At 41.3% G+C, this 19,997-nt stretch carries 12 protein-coding genes; 3 read left to right on the plus strand and 9 right to left on the minus strand.

Annotated features, from left to right (window positions below):
* Positions 1-546: 546 nt before the first annotated feature.
* Positions 547-2,550: a transglutaminase-like domain-containing protein gene (locus MUK70_RS19110; RefSeq protein WP_234654595.1), complete on the minus strand. Its 2,004-nt coding sequence runs from the start codon at positions 2,548-2,550 to the stop codon at positions 547-549.
* Between the two features lie 684 nt (positions 2,551-3,234).
* Between MUK70_RS19110 and MUK70_RS19115 the strand changes: the two genes are divergently transcribed.
* From MUK70_RS19115 to MUK70_RS19125, 3 genes are all read left to right on the plus strand, one after another.
* Positions 3,235-4,263 carry a hypothetical protein gene (locus MUK70_RS19115; protein WP_234654597.1) on the plus strand — a complete coding sequence of 343 codons (1,029 nt, stop codon included), beginning with the start codon at positions 3,235-3,237 and terminating at the stop codon, positions 4,261-4,263.
* A gap of 966 nt (positions 4,264-5,229) precedes the next feature.
* Positions 5,230-7,908, plus strand: a complete 2,679-nt coding sequence (locus MUK70_RS19120; protein WP_234654600.1) for an AAA family ATPase — start codon at positions 5,230-5,232, stop codon at positions 7,906-7,908.
* A gap of 3 nt (positions 7,909-7,911) precedes the next feature.
* Positions 7,912-8,919: a hypothetical protein gene (locus MUK70_RS19125; protein ID WP_244784470.1), complete on the plus strand. Its 1,008-nt coding sequence runs from the start codon at positions 7,912-7,914 to the stop codon at positions 8,917-8,919.
* Here MUK70_RS19125 and MUK70_RS19130 read toward each other — a convergent pair whose 3' ends face one another.
* The 8 genes from MUK70_RS19130 to MUK70_RS19165 form a co-directional block, all read right to left on the minus strand.
* Positions 8,920-10,239 (minus strand): NCS2 family permease, encoded by a 1,320-nt coding sequence (locus MUK70_RS19130; RefSeq protein WP_234654604.1) that lies wholly within the window; start codon positions 10,237-10,239, stop codon positions 8,920-8,922.
* A 29-nt stretch (positions 10,240-10,268) separates the two neighbouring features.
* Positions 10,269-11,780: a hypothetical protein gene (locus MUK70_RS19135; protein WP_234654606.1), complete on the minus strand. Its 1,512-nt coding sequence runs from the start codon at positions 11,778-11,780 to the stop codon at positions 10,269-10,271.
* Positions 11,781-12,200: 420 nt separating this feature from the next.
* Positions 12,201-13,253 (minus strand): hypothetical protein, encoded by a 1,053-nt coding sequence (locus MUK70_RS19140; protein ID WP_234654608.1) that lies wholly within the window; start codon positions 13,251-13,253, stop codon positions 12,201-12,203.
* A gap of 159 nt (positions 13,254-13,412) precedes the next feature.
* The gene (locus tag MUK70_RS19145) at positions 13,413-14,060 is read right to left on the minus strand and encodes an OmpA family protein (RefSeq protein ID WP_234654610.1); all 648 of its coding nucleotides are present in this window, start codon (positions 14,058-14,060) and stop codon (positions 13,413-13,415) included.
* Positions 14,061-14,071: 11 nt separating this feature from the next.
* Positions 14,072-15,376, minus strand: a complete 1,305-nt coding sequence (locus tag MUK70_RS19150; protein WP_234654611.1) for a hypothetical protein — start codon at positions 15,374-15,376, stop codon at positions 14,072-14,074.
* 50 nt (positions 15,377-15,426) lie between these two features.
* Positions 15,427-16,491 (minus strand): hypothetical protein, encoded by a 1,065-nt coding sequence (locus tag MUK70_RS19155; protein WP_234654613.1) that lies wholly within the window; start codon positions 16,489-16,491, stop codon positions 15,427-15,429.
* Between the two features lie 11 nt (positions 16,492-16,502).
* Positions 16,503-17,699 (minus strand): ATP-binding protein, encoded by a 1,197-nt coding sequence (locus MUK70_RS19160; protein WP_234654616.1) that lies wholly within the window; start codon positions 17,697-17,699, stop codon positions 16,503-16,505.
* Between the two features lie 547 nt (positions 17,700-18,246).
* Positions 18,247-19,551, minus strand: coding sequence for a tyrosine-type recombinase/integrase (locus tag MUK70_RS19165; RefSeq protein WP_234654618.1), 1,305 nt, complete (start codon positions 19,549-19,551; stop codon positions 18,247-18,249).
* Positions 19,552-19,997 lie beyond the last annotated feature (446 nt).

A 19,997-nucleotide genomic window follows, 5' to 3' on the forward strand; every position in this document is an offset into this window, starting at 1 on the left:
ACTCCCAATAAGACAGATACCCCAATATTTACTATCCATGATGTCAGTACCAAACGCATTTTGGTTATACCCATGTTATAATATAAGTAGTATTCAGTTCCGTGAAAAAACGAGTATGCCATCAAGCTTAAGATCATTCCGCCGGTAGGAAACAACAAAATGCCTCCAAACGGGCCAGCTACAAATGCTGTTAAAACAGAAATGGCAAGATTAAATTTTGTCAGGTCAATGTAATATTTCCAGAAAGCCCAAGTCATAAGTCTTAATCACATCAATACCCACAATTTGTTGACTACTGCCCAAAAATTGCTCATGAAGTTTGCATTCACAAGACACGCGCAAATGCAAATTTATATTTCCATCTATTCCTCATTACCTATGCTAATATAAAACAACGTTAAAATGCTTGAGTGATCAGCGGTCTATACGCTGCAACGAGGCGTACCAGTCAATTACATTCAAAAGAAAAATACAACAGCATAATTGAAATCGCTTGTTCCGTGTTCAAAAGGATCACCAGATTATCAAGAGTAGACAACCATTACGTTACATCCAAATAATCTGACCTTTGTCTATTACAAAGATACGTTCATCTTCCCCCTCATCAAGATTTCTTAGCCATAAAAGTGCTCCCGAAGGTATGTTGTTAAAACTCACATTTGCATCATTGGCATATTTTATCCCTAATGAAAGCCAATTATCATTTTTCCAATATAATAACTCATATCTCATACCACCGTAAATCCCATTCTTATCGTTCCTTGCACAGTACTTAATATCAGCAATGGATACGTCCCCATTGAGCTTCATCCCAACCCATAAGGAGTCTTTTGATGCTTTATTAGCTATTACATCGGATCTTTGAAAATTGATCGCGCGCTCGTATTGGACAACTTTCACATGGCTTAAAAGATCCTCATCAAAAATTTGCTTGATATTCTCTGTTGTTACCCCTTCCGAACTTATATATGTTCCTTCTATTTTTTTGAATTCGGAATCATAAAAACCTAGATAGGCAGGCCCACTCTTAAACGCATAGTTAACGGTAGGAAAAACGTATCTTACATATTTTGCCTTGCGAGGTGAGATTTTAACACTTTCAACTTGCAACCCAGGTTGGTCTTTTATAGTGAATATATCGGTGGCATTTTTAAAATCAATATTATCTGATATTTGGAATCTACCGCCAATCATGTCTTTGCATCTCGGGTCATACACTCTTGGAAACAATATAGGATACTTACGGTCAAATTTATACGAGATCTTCTTTTCTTGTGGTTGTATATATTTTATACTCCCGGCCATGTTCACCATAATAGGGTTACCTACTGGGCTGACCTGTCCATTTCTAATTACGGCAGGAAGGTACGCCATTTCCCTCCCCATATTCATAAACGCGATGTGATTTCCTACCCTTTTACCCTTGGTGAGCGGCACCCAACTCTTCTTGTCAAAAACGCATAGAAATACCTCAGAATTCATTAATGAATCAGATACATCAACTGCAATATTAATTACCGGCAACAAATTGCTTGTAATATCCTGAGTTGTTCGCTCTTGGTATAATTTAGCATCAACTGAATCGAGTTCTGTAAAGAATTTTGTAAGATATACTTTTGGCGCGCGACTGTCTAAGTAAAATTCCTCCGGATTCAGATAACCGGTTGAAAAAGAGTGCCATTTGCCTGCGGCATCTAAAACAGCGTTGAATTCGTGGCTTCCGGACCGAATGCCCCAGTGAGGTATGGTACTTGCAGCCGCAGCAATACCCAATGTTCGGAGGATAGAAATCCCCAGGGCTGTTTGGTCATAGCAACTTGACCAGATTTTTCCTTTAAACAAATTTAAGACCTTAATGCCACCAGGAGCAACTTGTACTATTCTTTCATCATATATTGTGTTTTGTATCCATTTATTTACGAACCCACATACCTTTATTGGATCATTTATATTCTTTAAGGAATCTCGAACCCATTTCAATTCCTCATACATATATGGTCGCCAGGCATCCAACGGTTCACTTCCAATACGATAAGGTAAGATATATTTACAAAATTCATCAAAGGTGTAGCCTTTGGACCAAGGATTCTCCCAAGCCATAAATGCATACTCAATATTATCAATTAAATAATCTGCCTTTACTTCCTGGATGTCATGTTTCGTTTCAAATCCGTCGTTCTCTATTTCTCCAGTATTGGAAAAATAACCTCCCCATACCCTCTCAAAATTTTCTTTCCTTATAGCTCTGTTTGTCAATGAATCATTCGTTAGCAAGAGAGATTGGTCAAGAACTAAAATGGAGTCGCAAATTGAATCATAGGCATTGGCGTGTTTTGATATAATGAAGGAGTGATAAGGCAAATTTTTTATTAAGAACACAGCTGCCTTGTACTTTAAACTATCTCCAGGTAACGAATAATAATTTAGCACTTTCTCTAGCTCACTCTTATTTTTACCCGCAATTTCCAACACCTGCGCCAACTTATTATCCTCAACAGAACAGGCTTGTGTTAACAAAATCCCTAAGATGGCTTGAATGACTTTCTTCATTAATGCTGAGTGCTTTAGTTAAAACATAATAAAAAGAAGTCCCTCCTTACAGGTTATAGAGGTGGAACTCAGGGTTCTGGAGCAATGATTCTTATTGCTGGTTTCCCGGACGCCCAGACACGGAAAATTGCATCGACTACAAATAAACTAAGCTTCCAGAAATTCACAAAATCGTGTGTTGCTTTTGGAGTGCTACACCCTGCTTTTTCCAGAGGTCGTTCTCTACCTGAAATTAGTCAGTCCACTAAAAAAGGTTGTCAACGTCGACAGGTTTCTGTTCCTTAGGGGATAAGCAACTCGTAAGGTATCACTATATTCGATGCTACCGAAACCCACATCTTTATCATAAGGGGGTATATTCAGGGGTATAAATGAAATCCATATCAAGAAAGTATTTAAAAAACATCCGTTTACGGCTATAATATCCTTCCCTTCGCCATATCCCTCATCCGTCGAGTTTTGCGTCATAGTATAACAAATTTATTGGCTCGACCATCAAGGTATGAGTATAAGGTATTCCCTAGGCGTTCAAGGTAAATTTTATACACATTGATCCCCGTGATAAAATGCAATAGCAAGAGAACCGTAAACTAAATATTTTTAAACGAAATATAACTTTACAAATATTTAATTTAACATTAACTCAGATACCTTAAATTTACATGCACTTAACCCTACTCTATCATGGACAAACTTTGGCAGCTAATTCCACAGATTACCTCACCACTCGCCGCAATATCATTTGTCGTCTATCTCATTTATCTTATTAGACGGGCTATAGAAAAAAGGAAAAGTGCTACCCTAACTGTCGGTGACGATGCCTCCAAAGCACAAGCAGCCAAGGTAATTCTACGAGACATTCCAGACGTTGAGCTTCCGCCAATTGAAAAACCTAAGGATGCCCTCGAACTAGCCAAGGAGATAATTGCCGGAAAAATGGCACGTTATCATAAAACAATGAACTCGGCACTTTTAGTTGTGGCGATATGCGCAATAACCTTCTTGCTTGCAAAGCTGATTGGTGATGAAAAAAATCCTGTTAAAATCACGACTAGTAAAAGCTGGGCTGAAAACATGGCCGTTAAAAAAGAATTGCCCTACCCGATTCTCTCGATTGTATGCCACATAACATTAAGCAATGTTAAGGTAGATAGTAATACCATCAGACGTGCCTCTTTTAGATACCACTACGTACTTAAAGCTACTAGAAACATCGAAGACAGCGAAAAGATATTTCAGGAACAATTTGTTTCAAACGAAGGAAACATCACGCCATGGGCCGGTTCTGAACTTCAAGAGATTGAAAGCATAAAAGACGGGCGATATTGGGTTAAGTTTAACGCGAAACAAGGAGATATCTTTACCGTAACGACCGGAGCAAACTATACTTATAAGCCACCATTTTCCAACACCGGCACAAGCTGCTTTGACGGTTTAGAACTAAGCAGCGATGAGTGGTTAACTTGTTATCCAAACAGTATCGACTATATCGATAACTTAACTTTCATTGTTGAAGGTATAGATGCCGAAATCGGCCGAGCCAATGGAAATTCAATGCTAAGAAAGGGAGAGAAGGGTGTTGTCACTTCCCAAGACGGTGCAACCTGCCGAGTATATCAGTCAGACAAGGCATGCAAGATAATCGCAAAGTGGCAAAAGATCGCTCCGGGGGAATGTGTCGGACTTAAAATCAAATGGCCTCCTACCACATAATGGCGAAAGAAATCGCAATCGATACAAAAACTCTCCCGACAAGGAGCTGGCCTATTGGATATTACTGTAATCTGAGTGATGCGCAAATTCGGGAAAGTCTACTGTGTCATTTCAGGAGTGCAGTATCATTTTGGCGGAATCCTCTCTGAAGTAGAAAAAGTCTTGTACTTATCTAATACAAGCCGGAATGGTCGCCCTCCCAGCACTCAATCATCATAATCTACTGCAGATCAGCTTCAATTACTACTTCTCCAAACCACCCTCGATACTTCTATAAATTCAATTCCGCATAAGTAAATGGTTTTTACAAACCGGCATGCAAGCCAAAGCCATCAGCGAGAACGTTCTGTTCGACAAGCGCAAACATTGATTGCTTTAACCTGTCTACCTGATCGCTCCTTAAATGCTACCAGCACTGCATTTCCTTCAAGAGACAAAGTGATGTTGTCCGCGCTGCTACCCGTATCCGGACACCTCTCTCTCATTTCTCACCGTACTGCTTTCTAAACGAACTCCACTAGGCAAATCCAAACTAAATGCTGGTTTAAGGTCGTATTCAGGCGTGCATATCACCCCTGATTCACAACAGCGCTATCAGTGGCCGTATCCAAGCATATCACTAAAGTCCCGGTCAATACCTAACAATTTATTCCTGAATTTATGCAAGGATGATATCGCAAGAGCTAAAAAAAACTTTTCAAAATGCTTGGGATTCGGTTGCATTTTAAGTAGGTTGGCAAAGAATGTGTTACGCAACACACACATAATCCATAAACTTCCTCTATCAAAAAAACTACGAAAAAATGTCAGTGAAACTGCCTTGCCGGTTAGAAATCCTATCGTCACCGGAAAACGTTAGCTAGAAGATTTTTTGACTTTACCCGCTCGCATGGTACGCAATCCGCATACCATCGGTATTCTGCACGCTATATTCAGTTACGTATACACCGACTTCAAAGCATAGTTATGAATGCCAAAGATCCGAATCAGAACGAAAATCCTCTCTTAAAAAATTCGTTGAAGGTCATAAGCCAATACCACGGTGCCGACTATGTATATTTTGTGGCTATTAAGAGTTATCTGGGAACTTTCCCCGTCATCTTTTATGAAAAATCACTCAACGAACTATCCATAGATATTGAAGGCGTAAATCTCTCACAAGTATCTGCTTTCCCAAACAATGGAGAACTCGTCTTCATCAGGAAACTGATTAATATCAGTCCAACTAGAAAATTAAAATTCTATGGTGACAAGCCATCTCCTTTCGCCATTGACGCATTTTTCACCTCTAATCTCTTCGCAACAAAAAAGGGTTGGATCGATGTAAGATCTACTCAATATGCCGCGGTCAAAATCAACAAATATTTAAATGGGGTCCTGTGCCTTGGAAGTAAAAATGAGGGCTTCAAGTTCTTAGCAGAGCTACAATCAGATTATTTTCATTCTTTACCTGGATACATATTTTCAGTCACCGACAGCCTTCTAAAAGGTATTGAAAATCTTTCGATGTATTCTCAGAAAAGTCGCAAAGTTGATCTTAGCACCCAATTATATAATAGAGCGCTATTTGAGGCGAGCAACGAAAACTCAGAAGATCCCAATTACGCTAGTGAACTAGCCAAAAAGGCGACCGAATTGTTGCAGGCGGATAGAACACACGTTTTTGTAAAAAATAATGATGAGCTACAACTTGTAGGAAGAGACAAAAAACTGCATTCTAATCCGGCATTTTTCTTAAAAGATCAAGAAAATGCAGGCAACCAGACGTGGATGCTCATTAGAAACGCAGAAAAATTAATTAAAAATAATTCGAAGCGATCCAAGTATGTTCTCAGCGAGTCGAATTGTATCTCTACTGTTTATGATTTACAAAATGAGCGAACTGGATTTGCAAACCGAGATCTTGCTATCCAGGAGGGCTTACACAGCATGTTGACGGTTTTACTTTATGATCAGGATGAAAACAAAGTTCTGGGAGTAATGAATATTTTTTCTCAGTGGGAAGAGCCAATGTTCGACTATCGTATTAATGAATTGATGAGCCTGGCAAAGATTGCCACTAAGCAACTGCAAAAACTGAGCGGACGCCGAATGATCACAGAGCTAGAGTCCAGTCTTTTAGACAAGGGACTAATCGCAAATGGGGAAGTACCGGCAAGCATCAAAAGCACACAAGTAAAAGAAGGAATTGAAAATCTCAAACAACTGATAAAACTATATGGGAAGGGATATGTAGAACATAAGGAAAAAAAGGTGTCTGTCGAAGAGTTCGAGCAAGCCCTCCTTTTTAGGCAAAATTGTGATTCACTCCACCTAGACAGCCTAATTTTAAACGACGTAAATTTTTTTAGTGATACCCAATGGTTCCTAAACAACAAGATGAACATAATTCTTGGTAACAATGGGTATGGAAAAAGTTACTTGTTGCGAACTATTGTGTCCTTGCTCCAAAATAAGGTAGAAAACCTCAGGCAATTTTTCTCTGATCAGCCTGACGATGTAGAGTCTTTCATCCAACTTAATCTAATAAAAGAGCCACATAGGCAAAAACCAGAAATTTCATCAATCTATTTCAACGAAGCCGATTTTCGAAAGGAAGATGGAATTGGTAAAGGTGTATTTCCGGTCTTGGCTATCCCTGATGTTCGATCTGTGAGACAATCCGGTTCTATCGGAGGAATATTTGGGCACCTAAACGGAGATCTCAAGCGAATAGGGGCTGCTGCATTCTTAAACCGGCAGCCATTCGAAAATTTTATTGAAGAATTTCTAAACGACTTGTGCCTTACTTATTTTGAATCATACACTGGTCTTTTAAAAAAAGAGTTCGCCAGGGCCGACGATTCACCTCCAATACATGCAGCAACACACACAAAAGAGAACCTGTTGGCCAAGGCATTTCATCATCCCAAATTGGACTTTCTAAAAAAAGTCATGCATGACTTGACAGGAGATGAAAGCTTCTCCTTTGTATCCATTGAGCACCTGGTCAATAGTTCAGGATACCGCTTCTTGGTGAAAACCAGCGAGTCAAACAGTCCGGTCCCCATCCAGCAGTTATCGCAGGGATCCATGTCGATACTGGCTATTTTTGGTATCATTTTCCGTTTCTTGGATGCATTGTATCCGCGGTATGCTACAAAAAAAGGCAGAACAGTGAGAATAAGTTCAAGCGCAGCTGACATGAAATGTTGGAGAGCTGTTGTCTTTATCGATGAGATTGATGCGCATCTACATCCTAGCTGGCAGCAGAAAATCCTGTTCTTATTACAAGAATATTTTCCCGAAGTTCAGTTTATTGTTACTGCACACAGCCCACTTGTCGTTGCCGGCGCTAGGGCCGGGCAAGTTTCAGTACTAAGAAATGAAGATGGGAAATATGCTTTAAGAAACAGCTACCGAGACTATATCGGGGTGGAAACAATTGACATCTACCGGACGCTTTTTGAAATTGAAGATCATGATCTGAATTATCTAAAATATGTCGCAACAATTCCAACCATACGTAAAAAGGAGAAGCGACTAGAGGAGCTTACCAAGCAAACAGCAGGCAACCTAAGCAAAGAACAGGAGCTTGAACTAACAGAGTTGCGCGAGGAACTGGAGCAAGTTAAAAGATTTGTAGAAAAATTCAAGATAATCTGAATCATGCGAAAGACACTACCCTCAGAAAAGAAAAATGCATTGTTTGCTATTTTTTCAAAATTCCCTAATCCGGAAAAGTTATTGGATGAGCTTGCTATTTTCGATGATAAGTTCGGCGATATTCCAAAATTCGAATATGAGCCATTTGAAGACCTTATGGAGTGTTATAAAATCTTCCATAAATACAAATTCAATAACGATGATGAGCACATTCAGTTATTCAACATACTCAGCTTTGTAAGCAATCAATACTTTGCCCTAAAAAATTGCTCTTTTCAACGGCGCAATATTGAAAGCGTGCAACTGGTCGACGAACTAGTCGAAAGCTGCCGAAAAAAAAATCTATGGAGTGAGACAACTGTTGAAAAGTACTTTCTGGGGATGGAGCTGGCGCGGAATTGGCGAATGTTCTTTGTGTCCTATACAAAGAAGAATGTTAGGGCGACAAACAACAAATTTTTCAATATAACAAGAAGAAGAAAAAGCGGAGAACACCAGTTGGCAACCTATATTGTCGAAAGGCTTGGTACAGAATTAGGCTGGGACCTAAATGACCAGAGAGATTACTTCTATGACAAATCTAGCATTCAAACCGGAGCGCATTGGGAAAGGCTATGCAAGGAAAAGGTGGAAACTTCCTTTACTTTGATTCAGCTAGTAGAACAAGCGATCTTTAACAAGGAACCCGTGTCAGAAAACTACGCATACAGAGAATTCTTTGACTTCATGGAGGTCCGTAAACCTTATCTAGAAATCGATAACTCTCGATGCGCATTTATCTTGCTGGACGTGAGCAACAAGGAATTGGAAACTGAGGTTGTACCCGAATACCAGAGTTGGAAGAAATTTATCAGGCAAACACATCAACCCTGGCAACCTCTAATCAACATAAAACCCCGCGAAATGGAGACGGAAGTAATCCCAGCTTTGAAAAAGCATATCATCAGCAATGCCAATAAAGTGGTCAACAAATACCTAAGCCTAATTAAGGAAAATTTTGACCTTAACTGATTACAACAAAGACTGGGCGACTACGGCAGCCAACAACAAAAGAGTGGTTACAATCAATGTGAGGTCTTCTCTTCTGGCGCCTTTCAATACTATCTGTCCCGTATAGACCAGAAAGACAAGTAGAATAGCCTTATCAATGCCATATGTGGTGAAAGATATGATTGCTGCTGCCACTGATACTGCTAGGTCAAATCTCGTAAAATTTCTGTGAACCTTATCAAACAAGGCATCATACGGTATAAGAAGGCATCCCACGTAAACAAGAATACCGGAGGTCACTTCGACTGGAATTGCTCCCACAAGCGGGATTATGGCAAGACTTAGAAGCATAAAACCCGCAGTAACTATCGCGGTCATCCCAGTACGCCCTCCGGCTAAGATACCAACAGCACTAGATACAAAAACTGCGAGACTGGAAGCTCCAAGAATACCTCCTATAATATTTCCTATTCCATCAACATAAAGGGCCCGGCCAATGTTCTTTTCTTCCAACTCTCGCGCCTTGTTGTCCATAGCGGCAAAAAGTCCGATATATTTGCCCACTCCTCCAAAGAAATCAATAATAAAAAATACGAGCATAGAAAGTAGAAAACGCTCATCCAGCAAAGTGCTAAAGTCCAGGTTTCCAATTGACGAAAACATATCACTGGAAAACTCGGCCTTAGAGTTGGCCTTAATCCCAAAGTACGAAGCAACAATGGAAGCTACGACAATTCCAATTATCGGTGCACCAGAAAACCGAATACGCTTTATTCGGAACAAAAGCGTTGTTAACAGACCAACAAGCAACACAATTGTGTTTGGAATGGAGAAGCTGAATTTCGAAAAGTCAAGAAAGCCTTCACTATAGGCAAATAATTTAGCCTGAGTCAGGCCATTTGCAATCAGAAACCCACTCAAAGCAAACAACACACCACTTCGAAGTCCCGGAGAAATTGATTCTATCAGCTTGCCACGAACTGACAGGTAAGTCATCACGATGCTAAGCAGGCCTGATAGCACTACTGCCGAAAGTGCTGCCTGCCAGGAAAGACCCAGTTTTATGCATACGTACGAGACAAAGAAGGTCGTGATAGAGGGAGCAGGTGCAACCGCAAAAGGCAATCTAGCCCAAAAGCCCATCAACAAAGTCGACAGCGCAGCAGAGATCACCGTAGCAAAAAATGCAGCACTGATATTGATACCCGTTTTTGACAGTAGAATCGGGTTTAATAAGAATATGTATGATAGCGTCAGAAAAGTAGACAATCCAGCGATAAATTCTGTCCGAAAAGTAGCTTTCGAAACGATTTTCGGTTGATGGGTCTCATTAGTGATCATGGGAATTCTGCTCTGATGGTGATGATATTCTAGATCCAGGTATACTCTTTTTTTGTGGTCATAAACAGATGCCAGTCAATATTTTCTTGAGTCATGTTATCGTATATCTCGCCCAGTTTACTTTCCAGCACAAGTGGGTCCTCAACTGTTGATATCTCTTCACTTGATTTTTCAAAAAATACTTTCATGTACTCGGATTGTTTCATCATACGTTCCCAATCTTTGATAAATTTTATTGCCTCCAGCCTGGCGACAATTGCTGGGACAAATAACTTCAAAAACACCGCCACAGTAAGAAGAGAATGAATAGGAGCGAAAGTCCAATGCTGCCATTCAGCAATCTCTAAACCTACATGAAAAATAATAGCTGCAATAAAAACTCCGAGTAACAGGCGCGTCCAAAAGTGGTGCCTTTTGACCTGTGATGCTAGGTTTGCTGCTCGTTTTTCATGGTAGTCTTTCTGAGCATCCAGCATTTGAAGTATTTCCGTCTTCTGTTGTTGGCAACGGCCAGTAAGTATACATAGCTGTCCTATTTTTCGAGATAGACTAATTGGAGAAGAATTCTCAATCGGTTCAGTAGGCCTATATATTACCCCCATGGTTCGCTTAGGAATCGGAATTTCACAACCAGAAAATAGGCCGTTTAGCCGTAGTCTTTCAGCTACGTATCTGCTACGCAAATAGTTTTCATGGAACGATTGGCTTTTCTCAACCTTGATTAACATCAAAATACGAAAAATAAAAATCAATTCAGCCACACCCGTTAGTGGCTTTATTACACCAGAAAGAGGAAAAGCAACCGAAATGGCTAACAAGAACGCCGCAGCCAAACCCAAATTAAAACATTGGTCCCATATCTTTTCATATTCGGATTGATTCGTAATCGCTTTCTCATCGTAAACAGAAAACAATAGTCCTTGAAAATCCTCACTTTCCGCCTCACCGGCAGAATTAAAGACGTTTTCATTTGAAAGGCCAGACAAGTACCGCCATTCTATCTTTGGGTTAGGAATAGTAGGGTTAATAACCAAAACATCCTTACCCTTTTTTTGTGCATATGCTACGATCTCCCCGGTCCCCCCACGACCTCTTGCCTCTTCCTCATCCCAAATCGCAATCAAAAACTGATTTTCATCTACGATCCTTCTGCCAACATTCTCATAGAGTTCGTCTCTTTCGGCCTGGTCAACAGATCCAATGACCTCAACCTGATCCGCCTTGTCCAGAAGTTTCTTGAATTGATCGACAGATTCGCCTGACTTAAAATCCTTAAGGTACTCATCCTTTTCGAACGGAAGAATTATACGCAGCCCCTTGCCAAACTCTTGGAGAACTATTTCAGCAAACAGCGTGTCGGCACCAGCCGCGATAGGGCTTGAAAATACCCTATTATCTATAGGCCCGTTTGAATATTCACAGAAAGAAATAATGTTAATGAGAGCGCTTTTAACCAGTGGCCGAACAACTTCGATTTGACTTGCTGATAGATTTATATGTCCAGTTATACCGACAGTAATTGAGGTATTGATAAAGGTCATAAATTATAAGGGTTGCTATAAAATCTCAAAGCTAGCTAGCCAGAGACTGCTCCTAGTTACATGAAGGCTTTTCAATGCACGTTTTCAATAAATGCGATAATATCGAAAGTCCAACGGCGACAATACCCAAAAACCATACACAACGATTGCCTTCTGGTAGATTTTATCACCCCTGACTGCTACTAATAGTGTGCAGAGCATTCCTGAATGTTTCAAACTCGTGCTAGAATCAGAAACAGGCATTTAAATATAGCTGATCTACCATTTATTCCCAGCAGATGCGCAATACTAAACAAAAAAATAATATCTTGATTAGTCCTGTGAATCCCTATGTATGACTGATTGGTATCTCAACCAACAAACAAAGCTCGTCAAAAGGAATTTTATGCTTAGACTATTAAAAAGCAACACCCATCAGTTTTACCTTAATGTCAAATTCGGCGCAAATTTCGCAGTCTGCTGCAACACGGCTAGCATACCATCCCAAATACCAACATTTCTATCTGCAAAATCATTTGCACCTTGCCAAGCAATTTCAAGTGCGTCGTCATCCAATCGTGAAAGCTTTTCGAGCTCTCTTTGAGCATGTATAACTTCGACGCCCTCAGACTCCTTAGACAATCCTTTATATACATCTATGTAATTGCCATGCGCCTCAAAGTAAGGATACACGGAATTTAAGAATTCATCTTCTGACACATATTTGTTCCTATGAGCATACATGATCTTGAACATGCTATCGATCATGCCGTCTGCAAGGGCCTCATGCGCAAACCCTACCCCTTGCAAATAACCTGTCTTCATTTTTGTCAGGACATCCAGCTGTGCTAAGCAATAACTGACAGTTTCTGGCAAGACCCCAAAATCCGACAATTGCTTTTCAGCAACTTTCTCCAAAGCTTCAATTTCTGCGAGCCCATGCGAGGCATTTTTATCAAATTCAATTCCAACAGATATTGCCATCCGGTAACAGCAGTCAATAATTTCGGACCTGTCTGTAAAATCCGCAAAGTCAAGTTCACTGTCAATCCCTGGAAAGGCCATCTCGATACGAATAAGTCTAATATATTTCCCACAAGCGTGCACTAGCCTTATCAGGGCCATTAGACACTTTAAATCCAGGGCCGCCAATTCAAACACAATTCGTCCATGATTATTAAGCGCGTTCATCATCAATACCGAGTGAACCTGATCCGGCTTCCCGCTCCCACCCTCTTCCGCACCTGTCATAACGCTATACGCAGTTCGAAGAGGATCTAAATCCAGAGCGGCTTGGATGCAGCACGCATGTATCTCGGGCAGACTTAACATCGTTCTTGCAGCAATGTTCACCGAAAATATCGAGTACATTTCCCTGCTTAGTGTATCATTTTTTGCTGCCGATTCGATTATCGCAAAAAGAGGGTGGTTGGCAGAACGATGATCCTTAACTAGGCTCACAAAACGCTCCAAGGTGTTGATAGGATTCTTCATTACAAATCAGTTTCGTAGACCCGCCTGTCACTCAAACGTAATGACCGAAGCTCTACCTTGCGTGTACGTAGTACACAAGCAATTAGTTCAACTGCGAAATGTTAATTTTGTTATTTCTGCGCGATTATGATTATTGTGATACTTTCTGTGTATTTAATGTCATGTTCTTGCCTTAGTACCAGGCACAAACCGGACGAGTACCCGACGGTTCGCGTTTAATGATTTCGCTCCCGGAGCTGGCTTGGTCGCTCCGTATCCCAAAATAGCAACCCTCTCAGAGAGTTTAACATTATTCCATTCACTTATTAATATAGACCTCGCTTCCTGAGCACGGTGTAATGACAGCGTCACGTTGTCTCCGTATTGGTAAGAATTTTTACCACAGGGAAAGAATGTTGATTGAGGAACACGGGTAGTGTCCGCATATCCTTCTATGGTAACAATCGCGCGGTTATAAGTAACCAGCAGCTCACTGATTTTAGCTGCATGCCGACGCAGCTGAATTTCCGCTTCCTTTGCAAGACATGGACTACCACTTGCAAAGTGAGCAGTATCCATCTCTAAAGTGCGCCTTTCTGGATAAATTTTGAAGATACTATTTGGATTTCTTTCATTTTTGGTTTCCTGGGCAATCCCTCTCAACATCACTTCAATGGCCTTTTCCTCCTTTCTCCTCTCGATCTCCTCCACCGAATTTCCCACACCCGATTCCTCTATTACCGCGGCTATGAGGAAAATAACAAGCACTCCGATCAGGGATGCCATAAAGTCAGACACGGAAATCCATTCCGATTCATGTTCTTTCATAACAATAAAATTTAGTTACGTCGCCTGCCAATAAGGCTGTTGACAGTCTGCAATTCGGTAAGAATATTTTCAATTTTACTTCTATGATATCCAATCATAATCTCCTCTATGTTGCTAAGGCTGGAATGAAGGGGGCCACTTTTGCCGAGATTATCATTCAATCGGGTCTGTAACTCACGAACTCCAATATTCATGGTAGTTATAACTGCCAAGTTGCTATTGATACTCTCTGTGAACCCCTCGTTAGTTTTTTCCAACAACGTCATTTTATTGTCTAACCTGCTAATAACAAACTCGAGGTCACTGGTGAGAACCTTCATTTGCTTCATTTGTTCGACGAGTGCCCCTAGAAGGGGCTCAAGTTTTGTAAATGCGCCCGTGATCATTTCGGTAGACTCTTGGTTAGAGGCTGACAACTCTTCCCGAACATACTGCAATGTCCCAGCAACAGAGGCAGCAAATCGATCGAAAGACTCGTTGATGCTGCTATTCAATGAATTGGTTGCCTGTGTAAACTCTCGAAAGGCTGTCGAAGTATTTTTGTCAAGATTATCCACAGTCACTTCGAACTGCTCGGCTGTTTCTGAAAATTTGTGTGCGGCACCTTCTAGAGCGGTTATCAACACTTTGGTTGTATTAGCAAAACCGTCGATTTGGATCCTCAGTCTCTCAATAACATTATCAAAGTGAACAAATGACCCCGCAATTTTCGAGAGGCTTTCCTTGGAATCATTAGCACTATCCAACAGATTACGTTGAAATTGTGTGTTCGCCTCAACTATCAGATCATTTCTTGCAGTTTTCCTAATCTCAATTTCATCTCTTGCAATTTTAATTTCCTGCAAGCTATCTATGATCAGCTTATGTAAAACATGTGCTGAGAAGTAGTAGTAAATCACGCGGAAAACTAAATTGCAAGCAATTCCCCAAATACTGATCTTGAACTTAGATCCTAGGTTTTCCAGCGTTGCGGTAATACTATCCCTGACGTTTGGGCTATCTGATCCCATGGCAAGCTTCAAATCGCCCAGCACATGCCCTAAGCTAAGAAATGTACCTGATAACCCCAGGATCAAAAAAATTCCCGGAAGTGCAGAAAAAAGAGCATCCTCAAAGGAGGACATTGTGTATTCCTTAATAGAGTAGTAGTTTTCGTGTTCGGTAGAAAAGCGCCCCCGAAACGAACCACGCAATCTTCTCTGCCATTGTGCTGGCATCCCAAATGTCAACACCACAACACTAATCACTAACAGGATCAAAAGGAAAGAAAAATAACCGTATTCCAATGGGTTGTCTGACGATGGCAATAGGTTCATGCCTAAGCTGGGGTTCAAAATTTTTGGAAATTTACCAATCAAAGCCGCGGTTACAATTCTACCTGGGGGCCACTCGTATAAAACGTCCTTCTTTCTCCCTCCGCAGCGAGACTAAAAGTTCGAATCAGTTCCCGCTCTTCAACGCTTGGCAAAATATTTCGCTTCCAACGTGTTATGATTTCACCCGCAGTTGTGCCTAGCTCAATTAGATAAGTTGGTAATTTGTACTGATATTTCATTACAAATAACATCGAACGCGATACACCAGCCATATCCTTGTTATCCAGATACTCTCTCCTCAACTGCTGTTCCTCCCATTTTAAGTCCCTCAACTCGTCTCTCTTTGTTCCGATTTCCTCGTCAAGCGCAACTACATCGTCGAGGTTTCGTTCTTTTCGACTTTCAAGCTTTCCAATCTCTCGTTCAAGATTGTTAAACCTTAGAACTTGTGAATCAAGCTTGCTTTTTAGCTCACCCTCTTGACTTTTCCAGAAATTAACGAGGATCTCCGAACCAATCTCCAATAAGCCTTTTTTGTAGATTTGACTGATTTGTCTATCAAAATCTTCAATTGCCGCATTATCTCCATCAAACTCATTATCCAAAAATTTCCATATCGAACCAACGAACCGTGTGTTGATTGTCTGGGCCGAATCAAAATGTTGTCTTTTTAGAAGGTCTTCTAGAAACATCGATGATGCAGATAGTCTTGCAAAATCACGGAAATTTTGGCGCGCCGCGTTACTATGCGCTTCCTCCGCCCTTTCCAACAGCTCCTTGGCTATTTCAAAAATTTCTCCGGCGTAACGAACCTGCGTCCCATATTGTGCTTCGCTCTTTTGTTGAGAAGTAAAAATGTTGTTGAACCCATTTTTTATCTCCCTGGCGATCTCCGATACCTTCCGTATTGTCGTTTTGGCTACATCAGCCGTAACTTCAATAATAGTTTCAATATCCTTTCCAATCGACTTTAGTGCCCGTCTGGATGCATCCGCTATTCTTCCAGCAATCTGAACAGTTGTATCATAGATAAAATCGATTGTTTTTGCCGTAGTTTTAATAATGTAGCTACCAAGGTCAGATGCAGCCTTAGCAAATTTTTCGAAAAAACTCATAGAAAGGAAGGTTATTTTAAGTTAAACGTGTCTTTTATCTGTTCCAGCTCTTTGCTGGTACCTATTATCTTTTTCCCCCGCTTCATTTCAAACAGCGACTGGAGTAAAAAATTCTTTCTAATAACTGGCTGATTTTCGTCTTCTACTATCGCCATTGGAAATGTCAATTCGATTGCCAGAACGATGTCGGCACCCGTCATGCCTTCACTTAGTTCAACCAATTCGTCGATCCACTCATTTTTCGGATTCTCCAAAGGCAATGTTTCCAGTAAGAAATAATCCCATAAAGACTTACGGTGTTCAGCATCCGGTAGCTCAAATGGGACAATGTATGAAATCCTCCTAGTAAACGCTTTATCAATTGCTCCCACAAAATTGGTCGCAAATACACAAACTCCATTGAATCTTTCTAATTCTTTCAACATGGTAGAACGAGCCATGTTGATCTCTGCCTCAACCCCTTGTGAAATATCACTGAGCCGCTTCCCCAGCACAGTATCGGCTTCATCAAAAAAGATTAATGCATTCTGGTCACTTGCCTGATCGAATGCCTGCTGAATATTTTTACTAGTCTGAGACATAAAGCGACTGGTAAGATCGGACAGGTTTACATCCAGAAATTTCAGGCCCAGACTTTGAGCTAATCCTTCTGCCGTTCGAGTTTTCCCTGTTCCGGAGGCGCCATAGAACAACACCACAGTAGCGCGCCCGTAAGGACGGACCTTCTGAAAATTGTAGCGTACAAAAAACAAGTCGCCATATTTGAGCCTGATGCTGACTTCCTCAAGCTTTTTTTGAGTTGCCCTGTTGAGAATTACATCATCCAAACCAAAGCGGGGGTAAACTGCTTGAAAGGAAACCTTTTCCGTCAATTCCGGACTTCCAAGTACCGTCAAATTCGTGCTGACAGGCTCGGCTTTACTCTCTTTGAGCCGTAGAGTGATCTCGCGCCCTTGATACAAGCTCTGCAACTCCGAAAGCATTCGTGAGATAGTTTTAATTCTGTGTTTATCAAAATCTGTCAGGATTGCTCCACACCTAAGGCACTCCTTTAAATGCAAGCCAGCAATCAGAATTTCAGAATTAGATGGTGAACCATTTTCCGGAAAGAGCCGAGAGACCCGTATCTGGTCAACATCTACAACATGTTCAGCATAATGTTCGCAATTTTTAGGTTTCAAAAACTGATCAATTACAGATTTGTTCATAATAACACATGTATCTATTAACCGTGTGTACTTAAAGTATAACAAGCGGCCGATCGGACTAATCTGTCTGGGTCAGGGTCCTCAGATTTCCGAATAGGGATCCATCACGTTTCTTGTAGTGACGTACGCAAATCACAAATTGATAATGTTTTCAACAGCTTAAAACACTATTTAGTGTTTTCTAATCTCACTAGTTACATCATTGCAGCGACTGAACAAAACAAATAAAACCCTTTTTTCGAGGATTTGCTGGATGTGAGCAAAAGATAATATTTACACACGAGTATTATACGTTTCAGTTCAAGCATTTTGAACAGGATATTAATAGAGAAGCCCCAGCAATGCACAAATTTGAGAATGTGCTCAATGCTCTAATTTGCACCATGGGAACGGCGGCTTACCTCTGTTTTCTTTTCCCAGGCCAACCCAGACCAACCTTGAACCACAATTAATATCGCGACTACACGTGCAAAGCGATTTATATTGTATATCTGTGAAGCGAACAAATTTGGAAATCCACCAAGTAGATACCTTCGCCACGAAGGGGTCAACGTGGATCATTAATTGCAGTAGGCTCTCGTTCATCTTCTATCCCAAGGTTCTCCAGGAATAATCCCAGTTGCTTAAAAGCTCTTTGTTGCTGGGTAGCTAACTCAGCACGTTGATACGTCTCCATGATCTTATCTTCCGTTTTCTGATTCAGACATTTCTTGATGATATGAGGCAGAATGCCTAGCTCCTGCATCAAGGTTGCTGTTGTGCGCCGTAGATCGTGGATTACCCACTTTCCGTTAGGCAGAATCAAGGTACGATTATTAGCGACACGACCTTTGACACCGACGTCTTGTTGTCGATCAGTTACCTGTTTAGTTAAAACTTGGCGAGTTATTGGACCATTACTGGTACGATTTGGTACTAGCCATTCGGTAGTCCTGGTTTCGTGTAATTGCCGGAGCTGCTGCAATGCAAACTCAGATAGATATACGTGATGACTGTTCGTATTCTTCGAGTGCTCCGCTGGAATCACCAGAAGCTGTTTCTGAAAATCGAAGTGCGACCATTTAGCCCTCAGGATTTCATTGACACGGCAGCCCGTTGCCAGGAGCAACCAAATCAAATGTTGATATTCCGTGCGTAAACCCGAAGTAGGTAGGTTTTCATGAAGCAGTTTAAGTTCCGAAACTGTAAGGTACCGCTTCCGTGAGCGCTCCTTCCCGCCTACACGCTCTTTCGTCAAGCGGCGTGTAGGGTTCAACGTGATCAATTCTTCATCATCTGCATAGCCAAAGAACTGTTTTAGATCCGACAATAGGCGGTTAGCCATGCGCTTCGATTTCCGGGTTAATGGCCTGTCCAAGATGGCTTTCACATCCGCCCGAGTAACTTCCGCAATATGCTTGTTGCCAATTAATGGGAAAACGTCCTTTTCAAACGTGCGCTCGATCTCAGCACCGAGGTCCTTCCGGTTCTGCAATTCAGCTCGCTTCCACTCTGAAAATACCGTTTTAACCTTACTGCGTTGTTTTGCTTCCCAGTCGTTGAAGTCCTTAGCCTTGTCAACCTTCCGGATTGCAGCCTCATACAATGGATCTAGGCCCCGAGCCAATAGCTCCCTTTTCTCCGAAGCCAACCGCCTTGCCTCTCTCAGTGAAATTTCAGAAAGTGCTCCCAGCGATTGCTTACGTCGCTTGTTTGCCAGCGGAGAGGTATATCGGAATATCCATTGCTTCGCCCCATAACGGCGAATGAACAAGTAAAGCCCACCACCATCATTGAGCATCTGATCAGCTTTAGCTGGTTGAACACGTTCTACCTGCTGTACTGTCAATAGGTGCAGCTGAGCCTTAGGCATTCATTCCTCCTTGGTGAGCCAAAATGTGGACCAAGAATATTTCGATCCAGTTAGACCGGGTTATACCGTGTGGATCAAATTATACACTAAACAAATAATATCACTCAAGAAATTATATCGTATTAAACCCCATGAAATGATAGCTGGCACTGATGGCATGCAAGAGGTCACCGGTTCGAGACCGGTTAGCTCCACCAATGAAATCAATTGTTTACTTTTGTACAGCCTATCCCAAACATAAGAACTCTTCTATCGTGTACCATCCTGTGTACCGATATTTTTCTTTTTCAAGAGTGCCCCAAAAGCGTCTGCTCTTAGACCTCAAATATAGCATCCTCTTTGCTTCGCTATGCCTTCACCATTTGGTGCATAGATACAAGAAACAAATGTTCAGGTGCAAAACCTTGAAGGCATCCCCTGTGAAAAATTTCAGTCTTAGTTTCAAC

It is taken from the genome of Dyadobacter chenwenxiniae, from assembly GCF_022869785.1.
Classification (GTDB): Bacteria; Bacteroidota; Bacteroidia; order Cytophagales; family Spirosomataceae; genus Dyadobacter; species Dyadobacter chenwenxiniae.

What these genes read in the sequence shown, in the direction of transcription:
- MUK70_RS19150 (WP_234654611.1), bottom strand. Translation starts at nt 15,376, where the DNA reads ATGAACCTATTGCCATCGTCAGACAACCCATTGGAATACGGTTATTTT.
- MUK70_RS19160 (WP_234654616.1), bottom strand. Translation starts at nt 17,699, where the DNA reads ATGAACAAATCTGTAATTGATCAGTTTTTGAAACCTAAAAATTGCGAA.
- MUK70_RS19155 (WP_234654613.1), bottom strand. Translation starts at nt 16,491, where the DNA reads ATGAGTTTTTTCGAAAAATTTGCTAAGGCTGCATCTGACCTTGGTAGC.
- MUK70_RS19110 (WP_234654595.1), bottom strand. Translation starts at nt 2,550, where the DNA reads ATGAAGAAAGTCATTCAAGCCATCTTAGGGATTTTGTTAACACAAGCC.
- MUK70_RS19145 (WP_234654610.1), bottom strand. Translation starts at nt 14,060, where the DNA reads ATGAAAGAACATGAATCGGAATGGATTTCCGTGTCTGACTTTATGGCA.
- MUK70_RS19125 (WP_244784470.1), top strand. Translation starts at nt 7,912, where the DNA reads ATGCGAAAGACACTACCCTCAGAAAAGAAAAATGCATTGTTTGCTATT.
- MUK70_RS19135 (WP_234654606.1), bottom strand. Translation starts at nt 11,780, where the DNA reads ATGACCTTTATCAATACCTCAATTACTGTCGGTATAACTGGACATATA.
- MUK70_RS19140 (WP_234654608.1), bottom strand. Translation starts at nt 13,253, where the DNA reads ATGAAGAATCCTATCAACACCTTGGAGCGTTTTGTGAGCCTAGTTAAG.
- MUK70_RS19130 (WP_234654604.1), bottom strand. Translation starts at nt 10,239, where the DNA reads ATGATCACTAATGAGACCCATCAACCGAAAATCGTTTCGAAAGCTACT.
- MUK70_RS19120 (WP_234654600.1), top strand. Translation starts at nt 5,230, where the DNA reads ATGAATGCCAAAGATCCGAATCAGAACGAAAATCCTCTCTTAAAAAAT.
- MUK70_RS19165 (WP_234654618.1), bottom strand. Translation starts at nt 19,551, where the DNA reads ATGCCTAAGGCTCAGCTGCACCTATTGACAGTACAGCAGGTAGAACGT.
- MUK70_RS19115 (WP_234654597.1), top strand. Translation starts at nt 3,235, where the DNA reads ATGGACAAACTTTGGCAGCTAATTCCACAGATTACCTCACCACTCGCC.